At 59.9% G+C, this 17406-nt stretch carries 21 protein-coding genes; all 21 read right to left on the bottom strand.

The features are described from left to right. Positions 1–11: 11 nt before the first annotated feature. The 21 genes from Q8X51_RS02735 to Q8X51_RS02835 all read right to left on the bottom strand — a co-directional run bounded on the left by Q8X51_RS02735 (position 12) and on the right by Q8X51_RS02835 (position 17373). Positions 12–611: a YmfQ family protein gene (locus Q8X51_RS02735; RefSeq protein WP_407693254.1), complete on the bottom strand. Its 600-nt coding sequence runs from the start codon at positions 609–611 to the stop codon at positions 12–14. Next, positions 602–1639, bottom strand: coding sequence for a baseplate J/gp47 family protein (locus Q8X51_RS02740; RefSeq protein ID WP_407693253.1), 1038 nt, complete (start codon positions 1637–1639; stop codon positions 602–604). Before Q8X51_RS02740 ends, Q8X51_RS02735 begins: the two co-directional genes overlap by 10 nt. Further along, entirely contained in the window at positions 1629–2027 is a 399-nt protein-coding gene (locus Q8X51_RS02745) for a phage GP46 family protein (RefSeq protein ID WP_407693252.1), read from the bottom strand. Before Q8X51_RS02745 ends, Q8X51_RS02740 begins: the two co-directional genes overlap by 11 nt. After that, complete coding sequence (locus Q8X51_RS02750; protein ID WP_407693251.1) at positions 2024–2533, bottom strand: phage baseplate assembly protein V; 510 nt, start codon at positions 2531–2533, stop codon at positions 2024–2026. The genes Q8X51_RS02745 and Q8X51_RS02750 overlap by 4 nt, the downstream gene beginning before the upstream one ends. Continuing rightward, complete coding sequence (locus Q8X51_RS02755) at positions 2530–3645, bottom strand: phage baseplate assembly protein (RefSeq protein ID WP_407693250.1); 1116 nt, start codon at positions 3643–3645, stop codon at positions 2530–2532. The genes Q8X51_RS02750 and Q8X51_RS02755 overlap by 4 nt, the downstream gene beginning before the upstream one ends. 3 nt (positions 3646–3648) lie before the next feature. After that, positions 3649–4902, bottom strand: a complete 1254-nt coding sequence (locus tag Q8X51_RS02760) for a DNA circularization protein (protein ID WP_407693249.1) — start codon at positions 4900–4902, stop codon at positions 3649–3651. After that, positions 4903–6960 (bottom strand): phage tail tape measure protein, encoded by a 2058-nt coding sequence (locus Q8X51_RS02765; protein ID WP_407693248.1) that lies wholly within the window; start codon positions 6958–6960, stop codon positions 4903–4905. It lies immediately after the preceding gene. 130 nt (positions 6961–7090) lie between these two features. After that, positions 7091–7387 (bottom strand): phage tail assembly protein, encoded by a 297-nt coding sequence (locus tag Q8X51_RS02770; protein WP_407693247.1) that lies wholly within the window; start codon positions 7385–7387, stop codon positions 7091–7093. Further along, complete coding sequence (locus Q8X51_RS02775; RefSeq protein WP_146476558.1) at positions 7384–7731, bottom strand: phage tail tube protein; 348 nt, start codon at positions 7729–7731, stop codon at positions 7384–7386. The genes Q8X51_RS02770 and Q8X51_RS02775 overlap by 4 nt, the downstream gene beginning before the upstream one ends. A gap of 60 nt (positions 7732–7791) precedes the next feature. Beyond that, positions 7792–9288: a phage tail sheath subtilisin-like domain-containing protein gene (locus Q8X51_RS02780; RefSeq protein WP_407693246.1), complete on the bottom strand. Its 1497-nt coding sequence runs from the start codon at positions 9286–9288 to the stop codon at positions 7792–7794. Then, entirely contained in the window at positions 9288–9494 is a 207-nt protein-coding gene (locus Q8X51_RS02785; protein ID WP_065948813.1) for a DUF2635 domain-containing protein, read from the bottom strand. Before Q8X51_RS02785 ends, Q8X51_RS02780 begins: the two co-directional genes overlap by 1 nt. Further along, positions 9491–10081 (bottom strand): phage tail terminator protein, encoded by a 591-nt coding sequence (locus Q8X51_RS02790; RefSeq protein WP_407693245.1) that lies wholly within the window; start codon positions 10079–10081, stop codon positions 9491–9493. The genes Q8X51_RS02785 and Q8X51_RS02790 overlap by 4 nt, the downstream gene beginning before the upstream one ends. Positions 10082–10104: 23 nt before the next feature. After that, positions 10105–10626 (bottom strand): hypothetical protein, encoded by a 522-nt coding sequence (locus Q8X51_RS02795; protein ID WP_407693244.1) that lies wholly within the window; start codon positions 10624–10626, stop codon positions 10105–10107. Continuing rightward, positions 10619–10981 (bottom strand): phage head closure protein, encoded by a 363-nt coding sequence (locus Q8X51_RS02800; protein ID WP_407693243.1) that lies wholly within the window; start codon positions 10979–10981, stop codon positions 10619–10621. Before Q8X51_RS02800 ends, Q8X51_RS02795 begins: the two co-directional genes overlap by 8 nt. Further along, a complete protein-coding gene (locus Q8X51_RS02805; RefSeq protein WP_407693242.1) occupies positions 10982–11467 on the bottom strand; it encodes a head-tail connector protein in 486 nt (161 codons plus the stop codon). A gap of 2 nt (positions 11468–11469) precedes the next feature. Continuing rightward, positions 11470–11727, bottom strand: coding sequence for a DUF7210 family protein (locus Q8X51_RS02810; RefSeq protein ID WP_122554901.1), 258 nt, complete (start codon positions 11725–11727; stop codon positions 11470–11472). Positions 11728–11768: 41 nt separating this feature from the next. Then, complete coding sequence (locus Q8X51_RS02815) at positions 11769–12977, bottom strand: phage major capsid protein (RefSeq protein WP_186753090.1); 1209 nt, start codon at positions 12975–12977, stop codon at positions 11769–11771. Between the two features lie 12 nt (positions 12978–12989). Further along, entirely contained in the window at positions 12990–13862 is an 873-nt protein-coding gene (locus Q8X51_RS02820; protein WP_407693241.1) for a head maturation protease, ClpP-related, read from the bottom strand. A 3-nt stretch (positions 13863–13865) separates the two neighbouring features. Further along, positions 13866–15164: a phage portal protein gene (locus Q8X51_RS02825; protein ID WP_305387648.1), complete on the bottom strand. Its 1299-nt coding sequence runs from the start codon at positions 15162–15164 to the stop codon at positions 13866–13868. Continuing rightward, on the bottom strand, positions 15164–16888 hold the full coding sequence (locus Q8X51_RS02830; RefSeq protein ID WP_407693240.1) for a terminase large subunit: 1725 nt from the start codon (positions 16886–16888) through the stop codon (positions 15164–15166). Before Q8X51_RS02830 ends, Q8X51_RS02825 begins: the two co-directional genes overlap by 1 nt. After that, a complete protein-coding gene (locus Q8X51_RS02835; RefSeq protein WP_187681749.1) occupies positions 16888–17373 on the bottom strand; it encodes a phage terminase small subunit P27 family in 486 nt (161 codons plus the stop codon). The genes Q8X51_RS02830 and Q8X51_RS02835 overlap by 1 nt, the downstream gene beginning before the upstream one ends. Positions 17374–17406 lie beyond the last annotated feature (33 nt).

The following is a 17406-nucleotide window of genomic DNA, read 5'->3' on the forward strand; positions in this document are numbered from 1 at the left end:
GGTTTTACCCCTCAGTCGTAATTGATATGCACAACGGTGTGTGCCGGCGCTGGCCGCCGGATTAGGCATTCCAGTGCGTTGCCCGGGTTGGTGCCGAATCGCTCGCCCCAATAGCTGACACCGAAGCGCCGACCCTGCCGCTGCCGGCCTCCGGTGTTAAGCGTCCACATGAATTGGGCGCTCCAAGTGCCGAAATGCGCAGAGCCAAAACGAGAACGCCCCATACGGGGCGCTCTGTGCTCGGTGATCGATGCGTTGGGGTGTCCCTGGCTTACCGCGATCTCGATGAAGTAGCCGCGGCTCTGCCCGCCGACCTCGACCAATCTCCGGCGAACAGCCAGGCGACGATCTTCAAACGCTGGATTCGGGCCAAGGCAGCTGTCCGGCAAGCCCATGATTGCTTCCCAGTCGGGGACCAGCTCACTCACGCCCGCCGGGTCTATTTCATTCAGCAGCGCGACCGCACGCGCATCGAGGCGGGAGAACTCCAGGGCCACACCCGACAAAACCAAGTCGATCTCTGGAACAAGTTCGGCATCCCACGCGGGGCCTGGCGGCAGCAGCCCTTGCAGCTGGCGACGGTATTCTTCTGCGGTTCGGATCACAGCCATGTGATACCCCCAAAAGTCAGAAGCTGGTTGGCAGCCGAGACAACGTTGGCCGACGGGGCGATAAGCTGATGATCAGTTTCGCCGGCAGACCCACTGATAGCCTCGGCTATGTGGGTGAGCAAAAGCGTTTCGCCGAGCCCCGCTTCCCGCTCGTGAAGGTCAACAAGCTGTGCTTGGATAGCGGCGCGTACTGCTGACGTGTCGGGTACCGCGTGGATCTGATAGACCACCGGGACTTCAACCGGGGCCAGCACATAAAGCTCAGCAGTAACTGGCCGCAGTGCTTCGATATAGGCCTTCACCTCAGCCAGTTGCGTGGGGTTTGGCACTGGATCTGTGTCACCGTCACGCATCACGAACAAGCCAACAGTGCCTGGCCCAAGGTAATTGCCACGGGACCATGCTCGCGTGACGCCGGGCACCTCAAGCGCCCAGGTTTCGTAGTCATCTTTCGATCCGCCATGCGGGATCACTCGGTAAGACCGAACAACGCGAGCGCGCAGGGATTCAACGCTCTCTTGAGCAATTCCCCCGGTGAGCCCTGGAGCGAGCACGGTGAAAGTATTCACCACGCCCTCCACTGGCTGGATCAACCTCAACGTCAGGCCGGCGTCGGCATTTCCGAGAACACCCGCATCAACAGCAGCAATCGTGGTGGTGTTTACCCCTGCAGCAGTCGTTAAGCCGGCAGTGACCTTGTAGGTTCGGCCGTCATCGGCCTGGAGCACAACGTCAAGATCGAGCACGGCCAGGGCGGCCGCCGTGAATCCGACCGAGCCTTCAGCGGGCTGCGCCGGATTGCGAGGCTGGCTCAAACGAAGAATCGCTATGCGCTCAAGGGTTTCCTCATCAGCGCGGTCGGGCAGGATCTGGTCAACGATCCAGTCAAGGTATCCGTACAACCCGTACGCGGTGCCGCTGAGGGTCCTGGCCAGTACCTGAGCGTCAGATCGGCGTAGCGCATCGCTGGCAAGATCGCTTTGAGTGCGGCTGATGAGTACCGGCAGAGACGGCGTGTCAAACGGCATAGATCACCTGCCATGAAGAAGAGGGTTTGATTTCGAGCCGAGCGCCACCAAGAATCGTCAGGATCACAACCAGGTTCAGGCGGTTAATTCCTACTTTTTCACTGCTGATATCGATACCCACCACGTGCTCATCGGTGATCAACCAGCGCAGCGCCTCATCGGCGTAAAACTCGGCATCGCGCTGAGTAGCCTCAGTGAGCTTTACCCGGCGCAACAGCCAAAGGCGAGAACCGATCTTGTCGTCAGCGGTTGCTGGGTAGCTATCACCCCACCAGCCATAGCGCTCCTCGTCATCGATCGGGTCATCCGTCGCCGCGCGCCGCCATGTGAAAAGGCTGATCATCACCGCGCGCGTGAGACCGGCCTCCACTGTGTTTGAAATAATCATTCAGCCTCCGGCACAGCTGGACCACTTTGTCCGTTGCCGGGCATCACCTCGCTATGGGGGTGGTTGATTTGGCTGACACCGCCTGCCACCTGGTCGCCCTCAGAAACGATCCGTCCGGACTGGGTGATCAAAGGGGTATCAAAATTCACTGATGTACCGGCCTTGATGTTCAGCGTTTGGGTTTCGATGTCGATGACCTGGCCACGCTTGAAGTGGATCTTGTCCCCTTCGTCCGTGAAGATGACCACCTCGCCCGGGGCAACTTCGCTGATTCGGTAGCGGCGGTCAGAAGCGACCACAACAACCGCGTGGGAGCGATCACCACCCAGGAACGCCGTCAGCACCTCGGCGCCCGGCAGCGGATTGCTGGTGAAGCCGTAGGGTTCGAAATGCTCGACACCGTCTTTCAACTCACCCGCCGTCAGGCGAATTTGAAGCGACTGCATCTTCTTCCCGGCGTTTGCGAGCACGACGGTGCCGCGGGCCAGCATGCTTTTCAGGCTCATTGTTTTGGCTCGTAGTCTGCTGGAATGAGGTATTCGAAGTTGTCGCCCTTGCCGCCCTTTTTCAGCTTGCGGTTTTTCAGCGAGTCGTTCGGTTCCGGCTCGTAACTGTCGGGTGGGCCGACTTCCATTTTTGTGATCATGCCGCCCTCACCCAGGATGTATGTCACCCGGGCTATGAGCATCCAACGGTCGTATCCGATGATCGGGTCGATGACCCGGACCAGCATGTTGTGCTTCCAGAGCTGGCCGTTTGTTTGCCTCCACCCCTGAACCTCATACGTGGTGGTCAGCGCCTTGCCCATGCGCGTGACGCTTTCCCAGTGAGCCCGTGCCTGGGCCAGTTCAGTCGTGAGCTGGCCGGACTGCTGGATGACCATTACGCGCCGGCGAGCCACACGGGGGTCAGTAACGGTTGCTGAAACTTCAGCAGCCGCGGCGCCGAACTCGTCATCGGTGCCGCTCTTCTGCCCGAGCACTCGGTACTCTGAGAACACCGCGGAGAAGTCGAGTCCGGCACTGCCGGTCTTGATGTTCTTGCCCACCTCAAGCGCGTCGAACGCTCGCCCTTCGCTTCCCGGCCTGGACAGCACCACCATCCCGGTGGCGTCGTCAGTCGAGAAAACCCTGAACAGAGTGAGCAGTCGGTCGATGGACTCGAAAACCGTTTCGCCGGGCTCGATGGTGTGGTCCGAGAGCTTGGCGCCCTCGGGGATCTCGCTGCGCACCTTCAGCCCGTAATGGGCCGCCAGCGCAGAAACGATCGACAAGACGCTTTGATTGTTCCACTGCCCTGGCTCGTTGATTGCCGCGCAATCGACCAGGTCGGCGGTCAGCGACCGCCCGCTGATGGACATGGTGATTTGTTTGTCGTCGTAATCGATCGGCGAGGCGAACACCCATCCAGTAAGCACCAGGTCATCCCCGATTCGAATTTGGCACTTGTCCCCCTCTTTGATCGGCCTCCCTATGGTCTGCCCTGGCCACTTCCATGTGACGCTCAAATTGAACGACCGGGCCTGATCCTCAAGGCCGGGGGCGATCTCAACCGATTTCCAGCCAGAGTAATCCGAACCGTTGACGCTGAGCGTCACGGTGTTTTCATCTTCGTCCACGGGTTACCTCTGGGCTATTTTGATCGGCCGTGCGGGCACAAACCCTGGGTGGTGAATGCGGTTTCGCTCCACGACCTCGGACTCACGCGTAGCGTCGCCGAAGCGCCGGTACGCCAGGACCAGGGCAGAAAGGGTTTCTGGCGGGGTAATTTCCACGATGCGAACGCCGGAAGCAGCAACCGCTGTCAGGTGCTTGAAGATTGTCTGCCGCAAGGCATTGAGCACCAGGTAATGAGAGGAGTCAGCTTTAAGCGATGCCTCAAGCATCGCCTCGTTCAATTCATCGCGCAGCTCGAGCACATCATCCGCCACCGGAACCTCAGGCCTGTCGAACGGCTGGACGGCCTGTTGATCTGCCGATGGTGTTGTATCAGTCGACACCGGCTGCGAGGCAATCGGCATTTCGCTGACGATCAGAGCGATCTGAACGAGCAGTGCGTCCTGGACCAGATCGGCCGTCGCCTTGGATGCCGCTGCCGAGTCGACACCGCCGATCGTACTGACGGCATTAATACTGCTCACCGCTTCGGCCTGCTGGCTCGCGGTGGCTACGGTGTTGCGATAGCTCGAGTCATTACCCAGGTAATCCTGAACTGAGAAGTCGCTGAAATAGCTGGAGAACAGCGCCGAAAGCGAGCCAGGGGCGTTCATGATCGACTGTGCCAGCCCGGTCAGGTTTGTGAAGACGGACACGAACGGTGCGAACTGGCGCTGGATCACGGTGTAGACCGCCGACAAGTTGTTGCGCAGCCGAGCCAAGCCCAGCCTTGCCTGATCAACCTTGGCCATCGCTGCCTTATAACGCGCTAGCGCCGAATCCCACATGCTCTCCGAAGCCTTCACCACCTGCTGCTGGGTATTGACCCTGGCCACGGGGAACTTGAGCGGCGTGTCCGGATAGAACGTGACCAGCATGCTGACCATGCCGCCTTGCTGGTAGTCGTGGGTCAACTCTGCTTCGCCGGCCTTGACCTGCATTCGACCCAGCCAAGGGTGAACCAGCTCGCCCGCCCCCGGCGTTTGAATTGCCTCGAGGAACTTGTCACGCCGCTCGAAGCAATCGTCGCCGATGATCCACACCGTAAGCCGGTGCACCTGGGACTGCTTGCCCAGTTGTTCGAAGTAAGGCTCATCCCGCTGAGGGAACTCGTGCAACTGGCCTTTCATGCCCACCGGCACCGAGGCCTGGGGAATCAAGAAACTGATCCCCCGGAACGAGGCCGGCAGTAGTTCGTCACGCCACGTTCTTTCTGCCATTTACTGCGCCCTCATGACGCCAACGGTTCGCGTACCGACGTTGGGCTTTATTTTCAGACCGGTCTGGCTGGCCTGCGGCTGATCGACGGTCGTGCCAGGCGGCGCGCCTTTTATGTTTACGTTTATCTCGCCGTTGACCTTCTGCGCCTGGGTAGCAGCGGTTTGCTGCAGCAGGCTGCCAGAAGGCGGCAATTGCCCTGGCCGGCTCAGCAGTCGGTTGTTATCGATGCCAAACGCTTCGTTGTTGGCCGCCCGCCGCGACTGAGCGGCCAACGCCGCATCGGACTGGAGAAACTCACCAGTACCGCCGCCGGCGCCGGCATTGCGTTTCTGCTGGGCCTCCGTGAAAGCGTTCACCTTGTTGGTCGCGGTCTGGATGATCCCGTCGCCCCCGTCCCCACCGCCGAACCATTTCATGATCGGCTCAATGATTGGCTTGAGCTTTGCCCACAAAGATTGGAACCAGGCGGTGATGGGGCCCCAATGCTTGACGATCAAGCCCAGGGGGCTCCAGTCGAATATCAACTTGAAGAAGTCCATGGCAGGAACCGACAGAGCCACCAGCAGATCCCACAAGGCCCCGAAGAACTTCGTCAGCGGCTCCCAGTTCGCCGTGATCAGAGCGATCGGCGTGTACTCGGCAAACTTCTTGAACAACTCCCAGGCTTGCATCACCGGGCCTTCGATCTTGGCCCAGACCTTCTCGAAGAACGGCGCAACCGTTGCCCAGTTTGCAATGAGCAGGCCGGCCGCCAGCGCGATACCTCGGATAACCAGGCCGACAATCGACTTCTTGGTCACGGCGTTGAACAGTGTCATCGCCATGGTGGTGGCCACCACCGCCACGCGGAGCACGCCGTAGGCCAATGCCGCGGCGACGATGCCTTTGATCAAGCCTGGATGCTGAGCGGCCAGCGTGGAAAGCTTGGAAACCAGGGGGCCGATGATGGTCAGGAAGTCGTTAAACGGTGGCAGCAGTGCACTACCCACCTCAACACCCAGCCGTGTCACTTTGTTCTGCAGCAGCTGCATCGCGTTGGCAGTGGTGGCCGAACGCGCGGCATATTCCTTCTGCATGGATCCGGCATAGCCTGAACCCTCGGCGACATCCCGGAAGCTCTTCTTCAGGAGATCGAGGTTTGTCAGCAATGGGGCGATCGCGGTGACGGACTCCGAACCAAACAGCTGAGTCAAGAGGCCGGCCTGCTTCTCCGGGGCGACCATCGCGATGCGAGCGAGCACATCCTCGATAGTGCCCTGCGCATCCTTCTGCATGCTCTTGGCGACCTTCGTCACGTCGAGGCGCAGAGACTTAAAGGCCTGGGCCTGTTGTTTCGTGGCAGCACTCCCCTTCGTCAGGGCCAGCATGAAGTTCTTCATGCCGGTTGCGGCAACTTCGCTCGGCACACCTACGCCCGCCAGGGTGGCCCCCATGGCGGCGATCTGCCCTGAAGCCAGGCCAGCGATTGCGCCAAGCGGGCCGATGCGCGTCACGATGTCGGAGATCTGCGCGGCCGAAGACGGACCGACGTTGCTCAGGTAGTTGATCTGGTCGGCCAGCTTAACCACTTCGGGCTGGGTCAGTTTGAACGACGTGCGCCACTTGGCCATCATGTCGCCCGACTGCTCGGCGGTCTGATCAAAGGCAACGCCCATCTTCACGGCGTCTTCGGCAAATTGTTTCAGCTCACCGCGAGCAAAGCCGGCCTGCCCGCCGGCCGCGACAATCGCAGCAATGCCGCTTGCCGCCATCGGCATGTTTTCCGACAGGTCGAGTACATCCTGCCCCATCTGCTTGAACTGCTGCGGGGTGTCGAAGTCCACCACCTTCTTCACGTCCGCCATGGCGGTTTCAAACTCGATGGCCGCCCGGGCGCCGGCAATGAACGGGGCCGCCAGAGCTCCGCCCTGCAGAGCTTCCTTGAACCCGATTTTGCCCAGGCCCGAGTTATTCATCTGCTTGGTGAAGCCCGCAACGTTCTTGCGGATCCCCGCCAGCGTCGGCGACAGCTTGTCGACGCCGGTGATCAACGCCTTGAGCTGGAACTTGTCCGCCATCACTGCACCTGCTGGGATTGGTTAATGCGCTGGGCGTGCTCCAGCGATTCAAGGAGCACGTCCAGTGGCCGGGCCATCAATAGCTCCGGATCAACTTTCCAGAACCACGCGAGGTCATACGCGACCTCGATCAGCTGCTCGGTTGTGCTGATGCCGCGCTCATGAAAAAACCGGCCACCTGCCAGCTCAGCGTATTGAGGTCCGCCAGATCGAGCTGGTTGACCGACGACGGTGGAATGCCGGCGCACACCGCGATGTATTTCGCGGCGACGTCCATGTCGAGGCTGACCTCTTCGTTTTTGTCGATCTTGTACGGCAAGGCCTTGATGGCCCGAACTTCCTGCACGGTCGGGCGGCGCAGGTTCAGTTCAGTCAGGGGCTCGCCATGCGCTTCAATAGGCGCCTGCAGCTTTACGGATTCACTCATTGCCAGCTCCCTTTGATGCCGTCGAATTGCAGCTCTACCGTGCCGTCGTCAGCCTTGAACGATGGCTCATCGACAAGGTAGGCGCCGGAAAGAACGTAGACGCGGCCGTTGTTGAATTCGCAGGTGACCGTCATGTCGCGGCCATTCGCCAGCGTCTTGATCGGAAAGCCCTCCTCAACGATGGCTGTCATCTTCAAGTACGGCGCCAGTTCTTCTTCCTTGTAGAAGCCCGGATAAACCGTCTCCCGCTTCACTTCCATCAACGGGGCTTCCGCGCCGCCGGTGATAGTGAGCTGCGTGCCGTCCACTTTTACGTAGGCGGTACCCGCTACTTTTTGACCCATGGTCTTTTCCTCTGGAATGAAAAAGCCCGCTCAAGGCGGGCCGGGTGATCAGGGTCAGCGTTACGCCGCGGCGTCGTACTGAAGACGGAATTGGTTGAGCATCGCGAAGATGCGCAGACCGTTTATGTAGTCCGGCGGGAACAGCACGTTGATTCGACTCGGATCCTGGGGATCGCGCTCGACCACCAGGTGCTCGGCAAAAAGCTCGGAATTCTCAACGTGCCCCTCAAACTCGAGCTTCCCATACTCGGAATTGAACTCGGCCCGAAAAGTATTCGGCGTCGCGATTGGCTGTCCGGCTCCAAATCGCGTGCCATCGTTTGCGATCTTGTGGCGCCCGTACTTGCTTGTAACCACGCCGCGCATCCGCCGGATGATGTATGCCGATTGGTGCATAGTCTCGCTATCGAGGTAAGAATCGTCGTCCTGACCAAACGCATTCTTCTGGTAGGTAGTAACAGAACGCTGAATGCGCACGTAGCCGCCTTCGTAATACGCAGTGGCATAACCGTAGCTCAGCAGCGACTGCCGCTCGGTTAGCGTAAACCGATCACTTGCCGGAGCAGGATCAATGCCAGGCATGCTGCCGCTTTGGGTAGGGCGGCTGGCATCGGCGGAGATGAAAACGGCAGTACGCGCCGCCAAAGCGGCCGCCTGCACCCACACCGGTTTAGGCACGCCGACTTCCATAGCTTGGATGGTCATGTGCGGATCGTTACGAGCCTGCCCGGCGGCGACCAACGTGCCGATCGTTCCGCGCTTCGCGCTGTAAACGTGCCCGAACAGCTGCTTGGCCCAGCTCCAGCGACCAACGTTGTCGTCCATCGCATCCTTCCAGGCATTCAGCGACATCGTGTCGGTCCAGGGCTGGCACAGGAACTCGAAGGGTTCATCACCCAGCGCAGCGATTGCGTCCACCTGGTCGGGCGTGCCGACGCCTGCGGTCATCTGAGTGACCGCAACCGTCATGCCAGCCGGGGTCATTTCGCCATTGGATTTGCCCAGGCGATTAAGCGCGATGCTGATGTCGTTGCCGCTTTCGCCGGTCCACTTGCAGGTCAGGGTAACCACGCCCGCCACTGCGGCCGCTGTCACCGGCAGATCTGGTGAGGCGTTAATCTTGACCGCCAGGGCGGCTGCCGCAGCCGTAGGTGTTGCAGAGGACGGCACCACGGATTGCACTCGCACACCGCCGACATACAGGTTCAGCAAGCCAGCCTCAGTGGACGTGCCGGTGATGGTGATAGTTGCAGAAGCAACCTCACCGGTTTCGTTTTGCAGCGGCAGGCACCAGATCTCGCCGATCGGATCAGTCTTGCGCCAGGCTTCGTACATTGCGGCGAGCATGGAGCCCTGACCGCCAATTTCCTTGGCCAGGGCGAGACTGGTGACCAACACCAGCTTGCCGATGCTTTCGCCGACGGCGCTGTCGTTTACTTGGCCGACGATCAGCCGGCGCATGGCCGACGAGGCGCTGTTTGCTGCCGAGTTATCCATCTCCGCATAGAACAGCGGGACACGGATATCGGCCGGGATGTTGCTGAATCCGATAGGCATTATTTGGCCACCTCGGTTTTCGCCGCGACTGCAGCTTTGGTGGTAGTGGGTTCAACGTCTTTCAACTTGACGTCGCCGTCAGCTTGGCGTCGGCGCCACCAGACGTTGTCGGGTACGTCCCGGCCTTCAACAGGCAACAGGTCGCCAGCCTCCGGATCGGGCACAGAGCGGCCTTTGGCCGGCACCACAGTGATGCGCTTGGTCATGGTGTTACGTCTCCTGAGAAATGCGCTTCGATACGCCCATCCGGGCCGGGTGATTGCAGGTTTGGATCCGCAGGGTCGATGCAGTCCATTTTGAAGTCGACACCGGTAAACCCGGTGAGCCCGTCGAGCTCAAGCTCTTGCCAGGTCTCGGCCGGCTGGTCAGGACGATTGCGCCCAACCTGGAATTCGGAGAAGAAGGTGAACTGGTAAACGACCCGGGCGCGGCTGATGTGCAGCAGCGCGCCCTTGCCATACTCGATGGGCGTGTATTCCGGCGACGGGATGTAGCCGAGCAAGGCGCGCCACAACTCGGCACGAATATCGTGCAGCAGATCATTGGCAGCCTGGCCGCGCTCATCCGTCGTATCCAGCACGATCACCACGTTGAACTGATCAGTGATGTCCTGGATGATCATGTTTTGGGCTTTGGTCGGGGTAGCAGCATCCGCGGTTGCAATCACGTACGCGGCCGGTAAAGCCAACTGCGCGCTCTCGACGACCGCATCCCAATCGATGCCACCGGCCACCCGACCAGCAAAGGACGGGCAAGCCAGCCGCAAATGTGCGACGAGCGGGTTCAGCTTCATGTTTTTGTCCGGTGTTGTTGCGATCAGCCCAGGGCAACGGCGAATGCAGCGGAAAGGATTGATTGGACTTGCGATGCCGAGTCCTGCAGGGCGTCGGCCATATAGTTGTCACGCGGCTTGATACGCCATTCACCCGCGGCACGTTCGGCAACGGCAGCGGCACGCACGCCTGCGGCTCGGCGGTTCGACTTCCCTTTACCGGCGCCGGGTGCAAGCTTCCCGAGCTTGCGGCCCCTCTTCACACCGTAGTGCAGATAGGCCGGGTAGAAATCTTCCATCGCCGAAGTTTTGGTTGGGGATATACGGACCAGAAATCCAGCGCGGGAAACCTTGAATTTCACTGACTCGACGGTCGCACCTGTGCGGTTCACCGGGTACCCGTCCTGGCCCTTGCCCAGCACCAGGTTCATCTGGGCGCGCTGAGCGATCAGCAGCCCGACCTTGCGCATCCCCGCGCGGATCTTTCGCTTATCGAAGGCATCACGCTCGAAGTTATCGAAGCCCTCGACGTGCAGGTAACCCTCAACCGAGGCCGAGTTAGACATAGATACCCCCGCCAGGCTTCAACAGCCCGAGTTCCTCCACCTCGAGCACGACGAACCGCCCGCGGCCGTTCATGTCGAAACCACGTTTCACGCGATACAGGGTGTCTTTGTGAACCACCTCATAAGCAGTCGTGATTCCTGTTCGAAAGCGCAGGAATATGCGGTGCGTGATTTTGTTTTCCGTCTGAGCGCTGTCGGTGTAAACCGCAGAACCGACTGGTTCGATCTTCGCCCAACGCGGGTTGGCTTCAGAGAACAGGGGATCCAGCCCCATGTCATCGGCCGGAACGTCGTCGCGACGCCGGAGCGTAACGTGCTTGTTGAGCTCGCCCGCACCAATCTCTCTGTACGCCATCTAGACCCCCAGTGCCACCCGATACGGAACCAACAAAGAGCGGGATCCGTGGGGTAATTCGATGACCGAGGAAGTGTTAATACCCGTCACCGCATCTTCTCTATTCGCCCACAAGTGCCCCAGAGTCAGAAGGCAAGCGGCAGTGATTGATTTATTTAGCACGATCCCGCGCGAAATCATCGCGGCGGCGCGCAATGACTCTTCATGCTGGGAACGTGCATCCAACTCTGCCATGCACCGGTCTTCGTAATTCTCGATCAGAGCAGCTGCCTGTAACGCCGCGCCGAGATTCAAGCGATATTGTGACCGGAGCCCAACGACAGTGGCCATCGCGGCTGCAAGCGAAGCATCGTCAACATAGATTCGGCGGTTCAGAAATTGTGCGGCTGCATCTTCCGCCGAATCGAGTTTCGACTGAACGTCAAACAAGTCCTCGGACTCCGCTCGCAGGTGTTTCATCGCCAAATCAATATCGATCACGCTCATGCTCAGTCAGCCTTTTTCTTATCGGCGGCCTTTGCCTTGGGTGCAGTCTTGCTTGCCGCTGGCGCGCCGGTGGTAGTCAGCGGTTTGGCCTCGGACTCGGTTTCGGTAAGGTCGACCAAAGCCTCATCTTTGCTTTCTGCCGGCTCGGCATAGCCTTTCTGCAGCAGCTGCCGGCCGTGCTGCTCACTGGTTAAAAACGAGGTGCCTTCAACCAAAGTTCTGCCACCGAGATACAGCGGCTTGAGGGTCTTCAATTTCATTTCGACCTCCGAAGGGCCGCCGCTTGGGCGGCCCCGCTATATCAAGGAGTTGGAGTGGCGAAGGTGCCGTAGATGAACGCTTCCGGACGCTTAACAGCCAGCGCCAGACGCTCCTCGCAACGGATCGAGATCATGTTCTTCTCGAAGTCGTCGGCGTTTTCGGTGGAGATCACCACGTTGGCGTCCTCGCGGTCGAAGATCTGTGCGCCAGTTTGGAAGGCGCCGGTCAGGAACTTGCCCAGGAACGCTGCCAGTTCGGTCGCGACAACTGGCAAGCCCCACAGAGTGGGACCAGCGAGGCTCAGCGGGTTGCCGATGATGTAGCGACCCAGGGTGTCCTTGGTCAGCTCGATCTTCGCCCAGTCGGTGAAGTGGAGTACGTGACCGCTGGCTGGCAAGCGTGCCAGTTGCGACTGGAGCATGGCCAGGCGCAGCTGGTCGATCTGAGTCATCGCGTCAGGCTCGAATGCTGCCGAATAAGCTTCGGCCTGCGGAACGATCCCGTGCAGGTGCACACCAGTGCCATCGCCGAACAAGATCTCCGACTCTTCGGCGTATTTCAGGCCGTAGCGCATTTCTGCATCGATGGTCGATTGCAGCTGGGCGAAGTCATCCAGGATTTGCTTCGACGCCTTGAACATGTGCGCGATAGTGGTAACCGGCGTGATCTTGGTGTTGAACTGGATGTCGCTGTACGGTTTCTGGGTGTTTTCAGCGACAACGCGTGCGGCGTTGGTAAAGCCGGTCTGTTGCACCCAGAAGATCGCCGGGGAAGTGGTACGCCCCGGTGCGATCAGATCACGGATGAACAGTCGCTGCTTCGGCATCACGTCGATACCTGGCAGGCGCTGTGGCTCTACTACGCCTTCAGCAACACCAGTGCTGAGCAAAGCGGCGTGTACCGGCACGCTTACGCGGCGGTTGCCTTGAATGCTCTTTGCGAACTCGGCCAGAGCTTCGCTTTTGATGACGGTGCCGCCGAGGGTTTCGCGTTGAGCGGCAGCGGCCTGGGTAGGAATTCGGGCGAACTCCTGCTCCAGTTCGCCGAGCTGGGCCTTGAGCTGTTTCTCAGCTTCGGTAAGGGTGTTGAACTTCAGGGCCATCTCATCGACGACAGCCTTGGTTTCTGCGGACAAGGTGCCGGCCTTCTTGGCCTCGCCCAAGGCTGATTCGGCCTTGGCGCTGAATTCGCTGGAAGCCTTTTCCAGCTCGGCACTCATTTTCGCAAGCAGTTGGGCTTGTTCGGACATATTGAATTTCCTTTATTTGGTAGCGGCTGCCGAGAAACGAGCGAGAGCTCGTTCCAGATCGGCTATCGGTTCGGCCAGATTGGCCAGCGTGTCGGCAGCGTCTTGCGTACCGGGCCCGGCAGCGCAAGGCGTGCCAGACTTGATTTCTTGAATCAGGGATCTGCGCTCACTGCGGGGCATGCCCTGCTTGGCAAGCAGCAGATCAAGTTTTCGGGCGGCTACCAGGCTTGCCTGAGTCTTCCCGCCCTCCTTGATCGAATCGGAATCAAGCAGTGAATCAGCAAAACCCTGGTCCACCGCCGCGGATCCACCGATCCAGGTCTCGACATCCATCAGGGCCTGCATAGCCTTGAGGTCGCCGCCGGTGCGGGCTGCGTAGATATCGCCCATGGCCGCGTCGAACGGCTCCATCATGTCGGCCACTTCGCGGAACTGGTGACGGTTTCCGGCGGCGATGGTCCAGCCGTTGTGGATCATTAGGAAACCAGAGCGCGCGACCTGTAGGTCGTCGGCGGCCATGGCGATGATTGAGGCAGCAGAGGCGGCTAGGCCGAGCACCTTCACCGTCACATGGCCCTTGTACTCCCGGAGAATGTTGTAGATCGCCAGGCCCTCGAACATGTCCCCGCCTGGGGAGTTCATGTTCACCGTCACGTCAGCGCCGTCCATGCTGCGCAGCGCGGCCGAGATCCGCTTGGCGGTAACGCCTTCACCGGACCAAGGATCGAAGCCGATCGCATCGAGCATGGAAATGGTGTTCTTGGCATCGCCATCAGCAGCCTGGATGGTCGAGTTCCAACGCTCCATTGCCTGCGGCATCAGTTCGAAGGAAACACCCGCGCACGGGCGACCCACCGGAGCTGCCGGTAGGCTACGAATTGTCATGGGTTATTCTCCAGAGCTGCCGGTGGAACGGCCTTTTTCAGTTGGGTTTAGCCAGTCGGACAGTGCAGACCTGACCCTTTCGCCGCTGTCCGCCCCCTGGCCAAGCTGCTCGATGGGCAACAGGTTCGATTGCACGGTGTACACGTCGCCACCGGGAATCGGCGGTAGGTTCTCCAGACGACGGACCTCATTGCGGCTCATCCATCCATTCTGCAAGCAGATGTTGTAGTAGCTGGCCCTGCCCTGGCTGTCGGCGCGGAGCAGGCCTTCGACGGCGAACTCGGCGAAATAGCGATCATCACGGTCCAGCAGGCACCGGCCGATTTCCTGCTCAATGTTTTCCAGCAGGGGCCGGAGGCAGTTGGTGAGGAACTGGAGGTTCTGGCCCTCAACGCTGGATGCCCAGCTGCTCTGCTTGTCCATATGCCCGACCATGAACGGGGGCACCCGAAACCACCGGCAAACCTCCTCAATGCCATAGGCTCGGGACTCAAGCATCTGAGCCGCCTCGGGGTTCATGGTGATGCCCTGGTACTTCAACCCTGCCTCGGCCACCATGATCTTGCCGGCGTTCTTCGAGCCCATGAAAGCCTGCAGGCTGGCTCGAAGCTGCTCGCGCTGCTCGGGCTTGAGAGCGGTGTCGCTGCTCAATATCCCCGATGCCTGCATGCCCTGGGCGAAAACCTTGGCCGCCGCCTCTTCGGCTGAAATTGCAGCCCCCATGATCTCTTTGCCCGTGGATACCGGCAGCATGCCGCAGACACCATCCAGCCCGAACCCGCGAATGTGCATCAGGTCATCTTCGGCAATAACCCTGGGCTTACCGTCCTGCGTGTATTTGTACTCCAGGCGCCCGCTATCCAAGCGCTTGACGGTCATAAGCTGCGGAAGCAACGGGTTCAGCGCAACGATCCGTGTACCGATGCGCTTCTTCTCGACGAAGGCGTTACCGCGCAGGCAGATGCTGGCCACCACCATAAGCATGAAGCGACCCGGCGTCATTTCTGCGTTCGGACGTTTCGTGAGGATGTCGTAGAGCGGGTGGCTCGTGGCGGCGATACGACCGCCGTCCGCGCCACGCTCATACAACCGCAGCGGCAGAGTGGAAACTGTCTCCGACAGCAACCGCACGCACGACCACACAGCCGATAGCTGCAGCGCCTTGTCGACCGTGACAACCTGGCCACTCGCGGAAGTCCCGAACCATTCTTGCCAGAACGCCTTATCATTCAGGCCTACGGGCACGCCGAGCCAGCTCTGCAGGGCCGACCTGACCCGCCCAGGCTTCTTTTCGCGCGCCATTAAATGCCTACCATGATTGGGTTTTCGTAGAAGCCGCTGGTATCAGGCTCGCCAGCGTTTGCCAGCACCCTACCTATGGCCATGATCAGCGCAACGGCGCCGTCGATCTTGTTGTCATCGCCCTGCTTGATGGGGCGAACGATGTCATCGTTGCCCGGCATGTTTTTGCCGATCACGTTGGCCACGCACCAGGTCATGATCGGATTTCCGTCATGGTGGAAGCGGCCAGCAGTAATGGCCGCCTCGAGCTCCTTCATGGGGTCTGACATGTTGGTGTAGTTCTGTGTGATCGTGATCGGGTTGAAGCCTTCATCGTCAAGGTCGTGGCTCAAGCCGGTCGCACCGTGAGGGTCGATCGGACACTCGCGAACTGGCGCTTGATGATTGGCTTCCTTGGTATCTTCGAGGATCTCGCGATAATCGATCTCGGCGCCGTCGGTTATTTCCAAATGCTTGGAATTTATCCAAGCCTGAAACCTTTCCGACATGCGCTTGTTGTCGCTGTCGAACGCGGTGTCATAGGGCACCCAGAATTTGGGGGCCACACTGTAGTAGTGGGTCTTTCCATCAATAACCCGCCAGAACAGGCGCGCCCGCGAGTTCATGTCCAGCTTACGTGCCAGGTCGAACCCTGCGATCCACTCTTGCCCCTCGAACTGTTCCAGGGTGAGCGTGGTGTCTTCGCAGGATTTCCAGTCCTCCATGTTGAAGAACCCGGATTTTGCACTCACCCATAGGTTGAGGTGCTTCGTTTTGAACGTGTTTGCAAAGCGCGCAGATCGAATGGCCCTGGCCTGCTGACTTTCTAGGTACTCCTGAAACACCGAGACGCCGTGGTTCGGGTTGGCCTTGGCCAGCATCTTCGGATCGGTCCAGTCGTCGCCCTCGTCGAGCGTCCAGATCCAGCCGAACAACTCTTCGTCTGGAACCGTTCCGGCCAGCATCTCAACGACCTGGCGGCGCTTGTCGTAGCAAGGGCCCTCAATGTCGGCACCGGCAGTGGTGATGATGAACATCAGTGGCTGCCGCCTGGCGCCCATACCTGTGAGCATGGTGTCGTACTGGGCCGACGTTGGGTGTTCGTGGTATTCGTCGACGATCGCGCAGCTTGGGGAAGCGCCGTCGCCCGGGTTACCGATCAATGGCTCGAACCGGCTGAAGTCGGACGGGATATTCATGTTCGAGGCATTGACCTCGATTCCTGCGGCCTGAATCAGCATCGGCGACTTGCTGACCATCAGCTTGGCAGGACGGAAAACTTCCCACGCTTGCTTCTCCGTGGTGGCACCGGCATAGACCTCGGCACCGAATTCTCCATCAGCAACGAACATGCTGATACCCACGCCGCCGGCGACAACAGACTTGCCGTTCTTCCTGGGCACTTCCCAGTAGCTTTCACGGAATCGGCGGTGACCGCCCTTCTTCTTGACCCAGCCAAATGTCACAGCCAGACCGAACAACTGCCAGGGCTCCAGCGTGATCAGTTGACGTTTGAATGCCCACTCGCCCTTGGTGTGCGGGAGCAGCTGCATCAGCTTGAGTTTTTTCTCAGCCTTTGCCGCGTCGAACTTGAAACGGAAACCGCGCTTGCGGCTGGCCGCCAGGTCGTCGAAGTGGCGCTGCACCGCCTGATGTATGTAGCGGCACGCTGGAACCTTGCCGCGGAGCAATGACCGACCCCACGCCGTTGCCTTGTCGACATTGGGGTGGGCAGATTTGGTCATCAGGTTCTCAGCAGGTTGGCAAATTCGTTAGTTTCTTTCTCCTTGTTGCCGCCGATCAGTCGTGTCCGGCTGGCCGGGTCCAGGCCCAGCATCGAACCGAATGTCACCATCTGGCGCATCGTTTCGTTCGCGGCGGTAAGTGCGGGGTTCTTCATCGGGCCGCCGGTGGCGCCGGTCACGACGATGCCATGCAGCCGGATCGATTCCTGGGCAAGCCGCCAGTTGTCGTAGGCGCTACAGAAGGCCTCGACATTGTGCAGATCAGTGATCGCCACCACGTTCTCGCGCAGCAGCTCCGGGACAATCATGTTCCACATGGTGGCTGCCCGAGGGGTGAACCACTCCGGCGGATCGATCTGGGTGATCTTGGAAAACTGCGGCTCGGCTGTATTCAGCGCGCGCTTGCCAGGGTTTCCGGCGAGTGCTTTTTTGGCCGTTGGCTTGGGTTTGCGACCACGGCCGGCGACCGTGGCGGTGCCTCCCATCGCGCAACTCCTGAATTTTTAATTTCGCGGGTG

The organism is Pseudomonas sp. Yb2C2 (genome assembly GCF_052112325.1).
In the GTDB taxonomy this organism is placed as follows: Bacteria; Pseudomonadota; Gammaproteobacteria; order Pseudomonadales; family Pseudomonadaceae; genus Aquipseudomonas; species Aquipseudomonas marginalis.

Coding starts and splice junctions, on each gene's coding strand:
- Q8X51_RS02735 (WP_407693254.1), bottom strand. CDS start 611: ATGGCTGTGATCCGAACCGCAGAAGAATACCGTCGCCAGCTGCAAGGG.
- Q8X51_RS02740 (WP_407693253.1), bottom strand. CDS start 1,639: ATGCCGTTTGACACGCCGTCTCTGCCGGTACTCATCAGCCGCACTCAA.
- Q8X51_RS02745 (WP_407693252.1), bottom strand. CDS start 2,027: ATGATTATTTCAAACACAGTGGAGGCCGGTCTCACGCGCGCGGTGATG.
- Q8X51_RS02750 (WP_407693251.1), bottom strand. CDS start 2,533: ATGAGCCTGAAAAGCATGCTGGCCCGCGGCACCGTCGTGCTCGCAAAC.
- Q8X51_RS02760 (WP_407693249.1), bottom strand. CDS start 4,902: ATGGCAGAAAGAACGTGGCGTGACGAACTACTGCCGGCCTCGTTCCGG.
- Q8X51_RS02765 (WP_407693248.1), bottom strand. CDS start 6,960: ATGGCGGACAAGTTCCAGCTCAAGGCGTTGATCACCGGCGTCGACAAG.
- Q8X51_RS02770 (WP_407693247.1), bottom strand. CDS start 7,387: ATGAGTGAATCCGTAAAGCTGCAGGCGCCTATTGAAGCGCATGGCGAG.
- Q8X51_RS02775 (WP_146476558.1), bottom strand. CDS start 7,731: ATGGGTCAAAAAGTAGCGGGTACCGCCTACGTAAAAGTGGACGGCACG.
- Q8X51_RS02780 (WP_407693246.1), bottom strand. CDS start 9,288: ATGCCTATCGGATTCAGCAACATCCCGGCCGATATCCGTGTCCCGCTG.
- Q8X51_RS02785 (WP_065948813.1), bottom strand. CDS start 9,494: ATGACCAAGCGCATCACTGTGGTGCCGGCCAAAGGCCGCTCTGTGCCC.
- Q8X51_RS02790 (WP_407693245.1), bottom strand. CDS start 10,081: ATGAAGCTGAACCCGCTCGTCGCACATTTGCGGCTGGCTTGCCCGTCC.
- Q8X51_RS02795 (WP_407693244.1), bottom strand. CDS start 10,626: ATGTCTAACTCGGCCTCGGTTGAGGGTTACCTGCACGTCGAGGGCTTC.
- Q8X51_RS02800 (WP_407693243.1), bottom strand. CDS start 10,981: ATGGCGTACAGAGAGATTGGTGCGGGCGAGCTCAACAAGCACGTTACG.
- Q8X51_RS02805 (WP_407693242.1), bottom strand. CDS start 11,467: ATGAGCGTGATCGATATTGATTTGGCGATGAAACACCTGCGAGCGGAG.
- Q8X51_RS02810 (WP_122554901.1), bottom strand. CDS start 11,727: ATGAAATTGAAGACCCTCAAGCCGCTGTATCTCGGTGGCAGAACTTTG.
- Q8X51_RS02815 (WP_186753090.1), bottom strand. CDS start 12,977: ATGTCCGAACAAGCCCAACTGCTTGCGAAAATGAGTGCCGAGCTGGAA.
- Q8X51_RS02820 (WP_407693241.1), bottom strand. CDS start 13,862: ATGACAATTCGTAGCCTACCGGCAGCTCCGGTGGGTCGCCCGTGCGCG.
- Q8X51_RS02825 (WP_305387648.1), bottom strand. CDS start 15,164: ATGGCGCGCGAAAAGAAGCCTGGGCGGGTCAGGTCGGCCCTGCAGAGC.
- Q8X51_RS02830 (WP_407693240.1), bottom strand. CDS start 16,888: ATGACCAAATCTGCCCACCCCAATGTCGACAAGGCAACGGCGTGGGGT.
- Q8X51_RS02835 (WP_187681749.1), bottom strand. CDS start 17,373: ATGGGAGGCACCGCCACGGTCGCCGGCCGTGGTCGCAAACCCAAGCCA.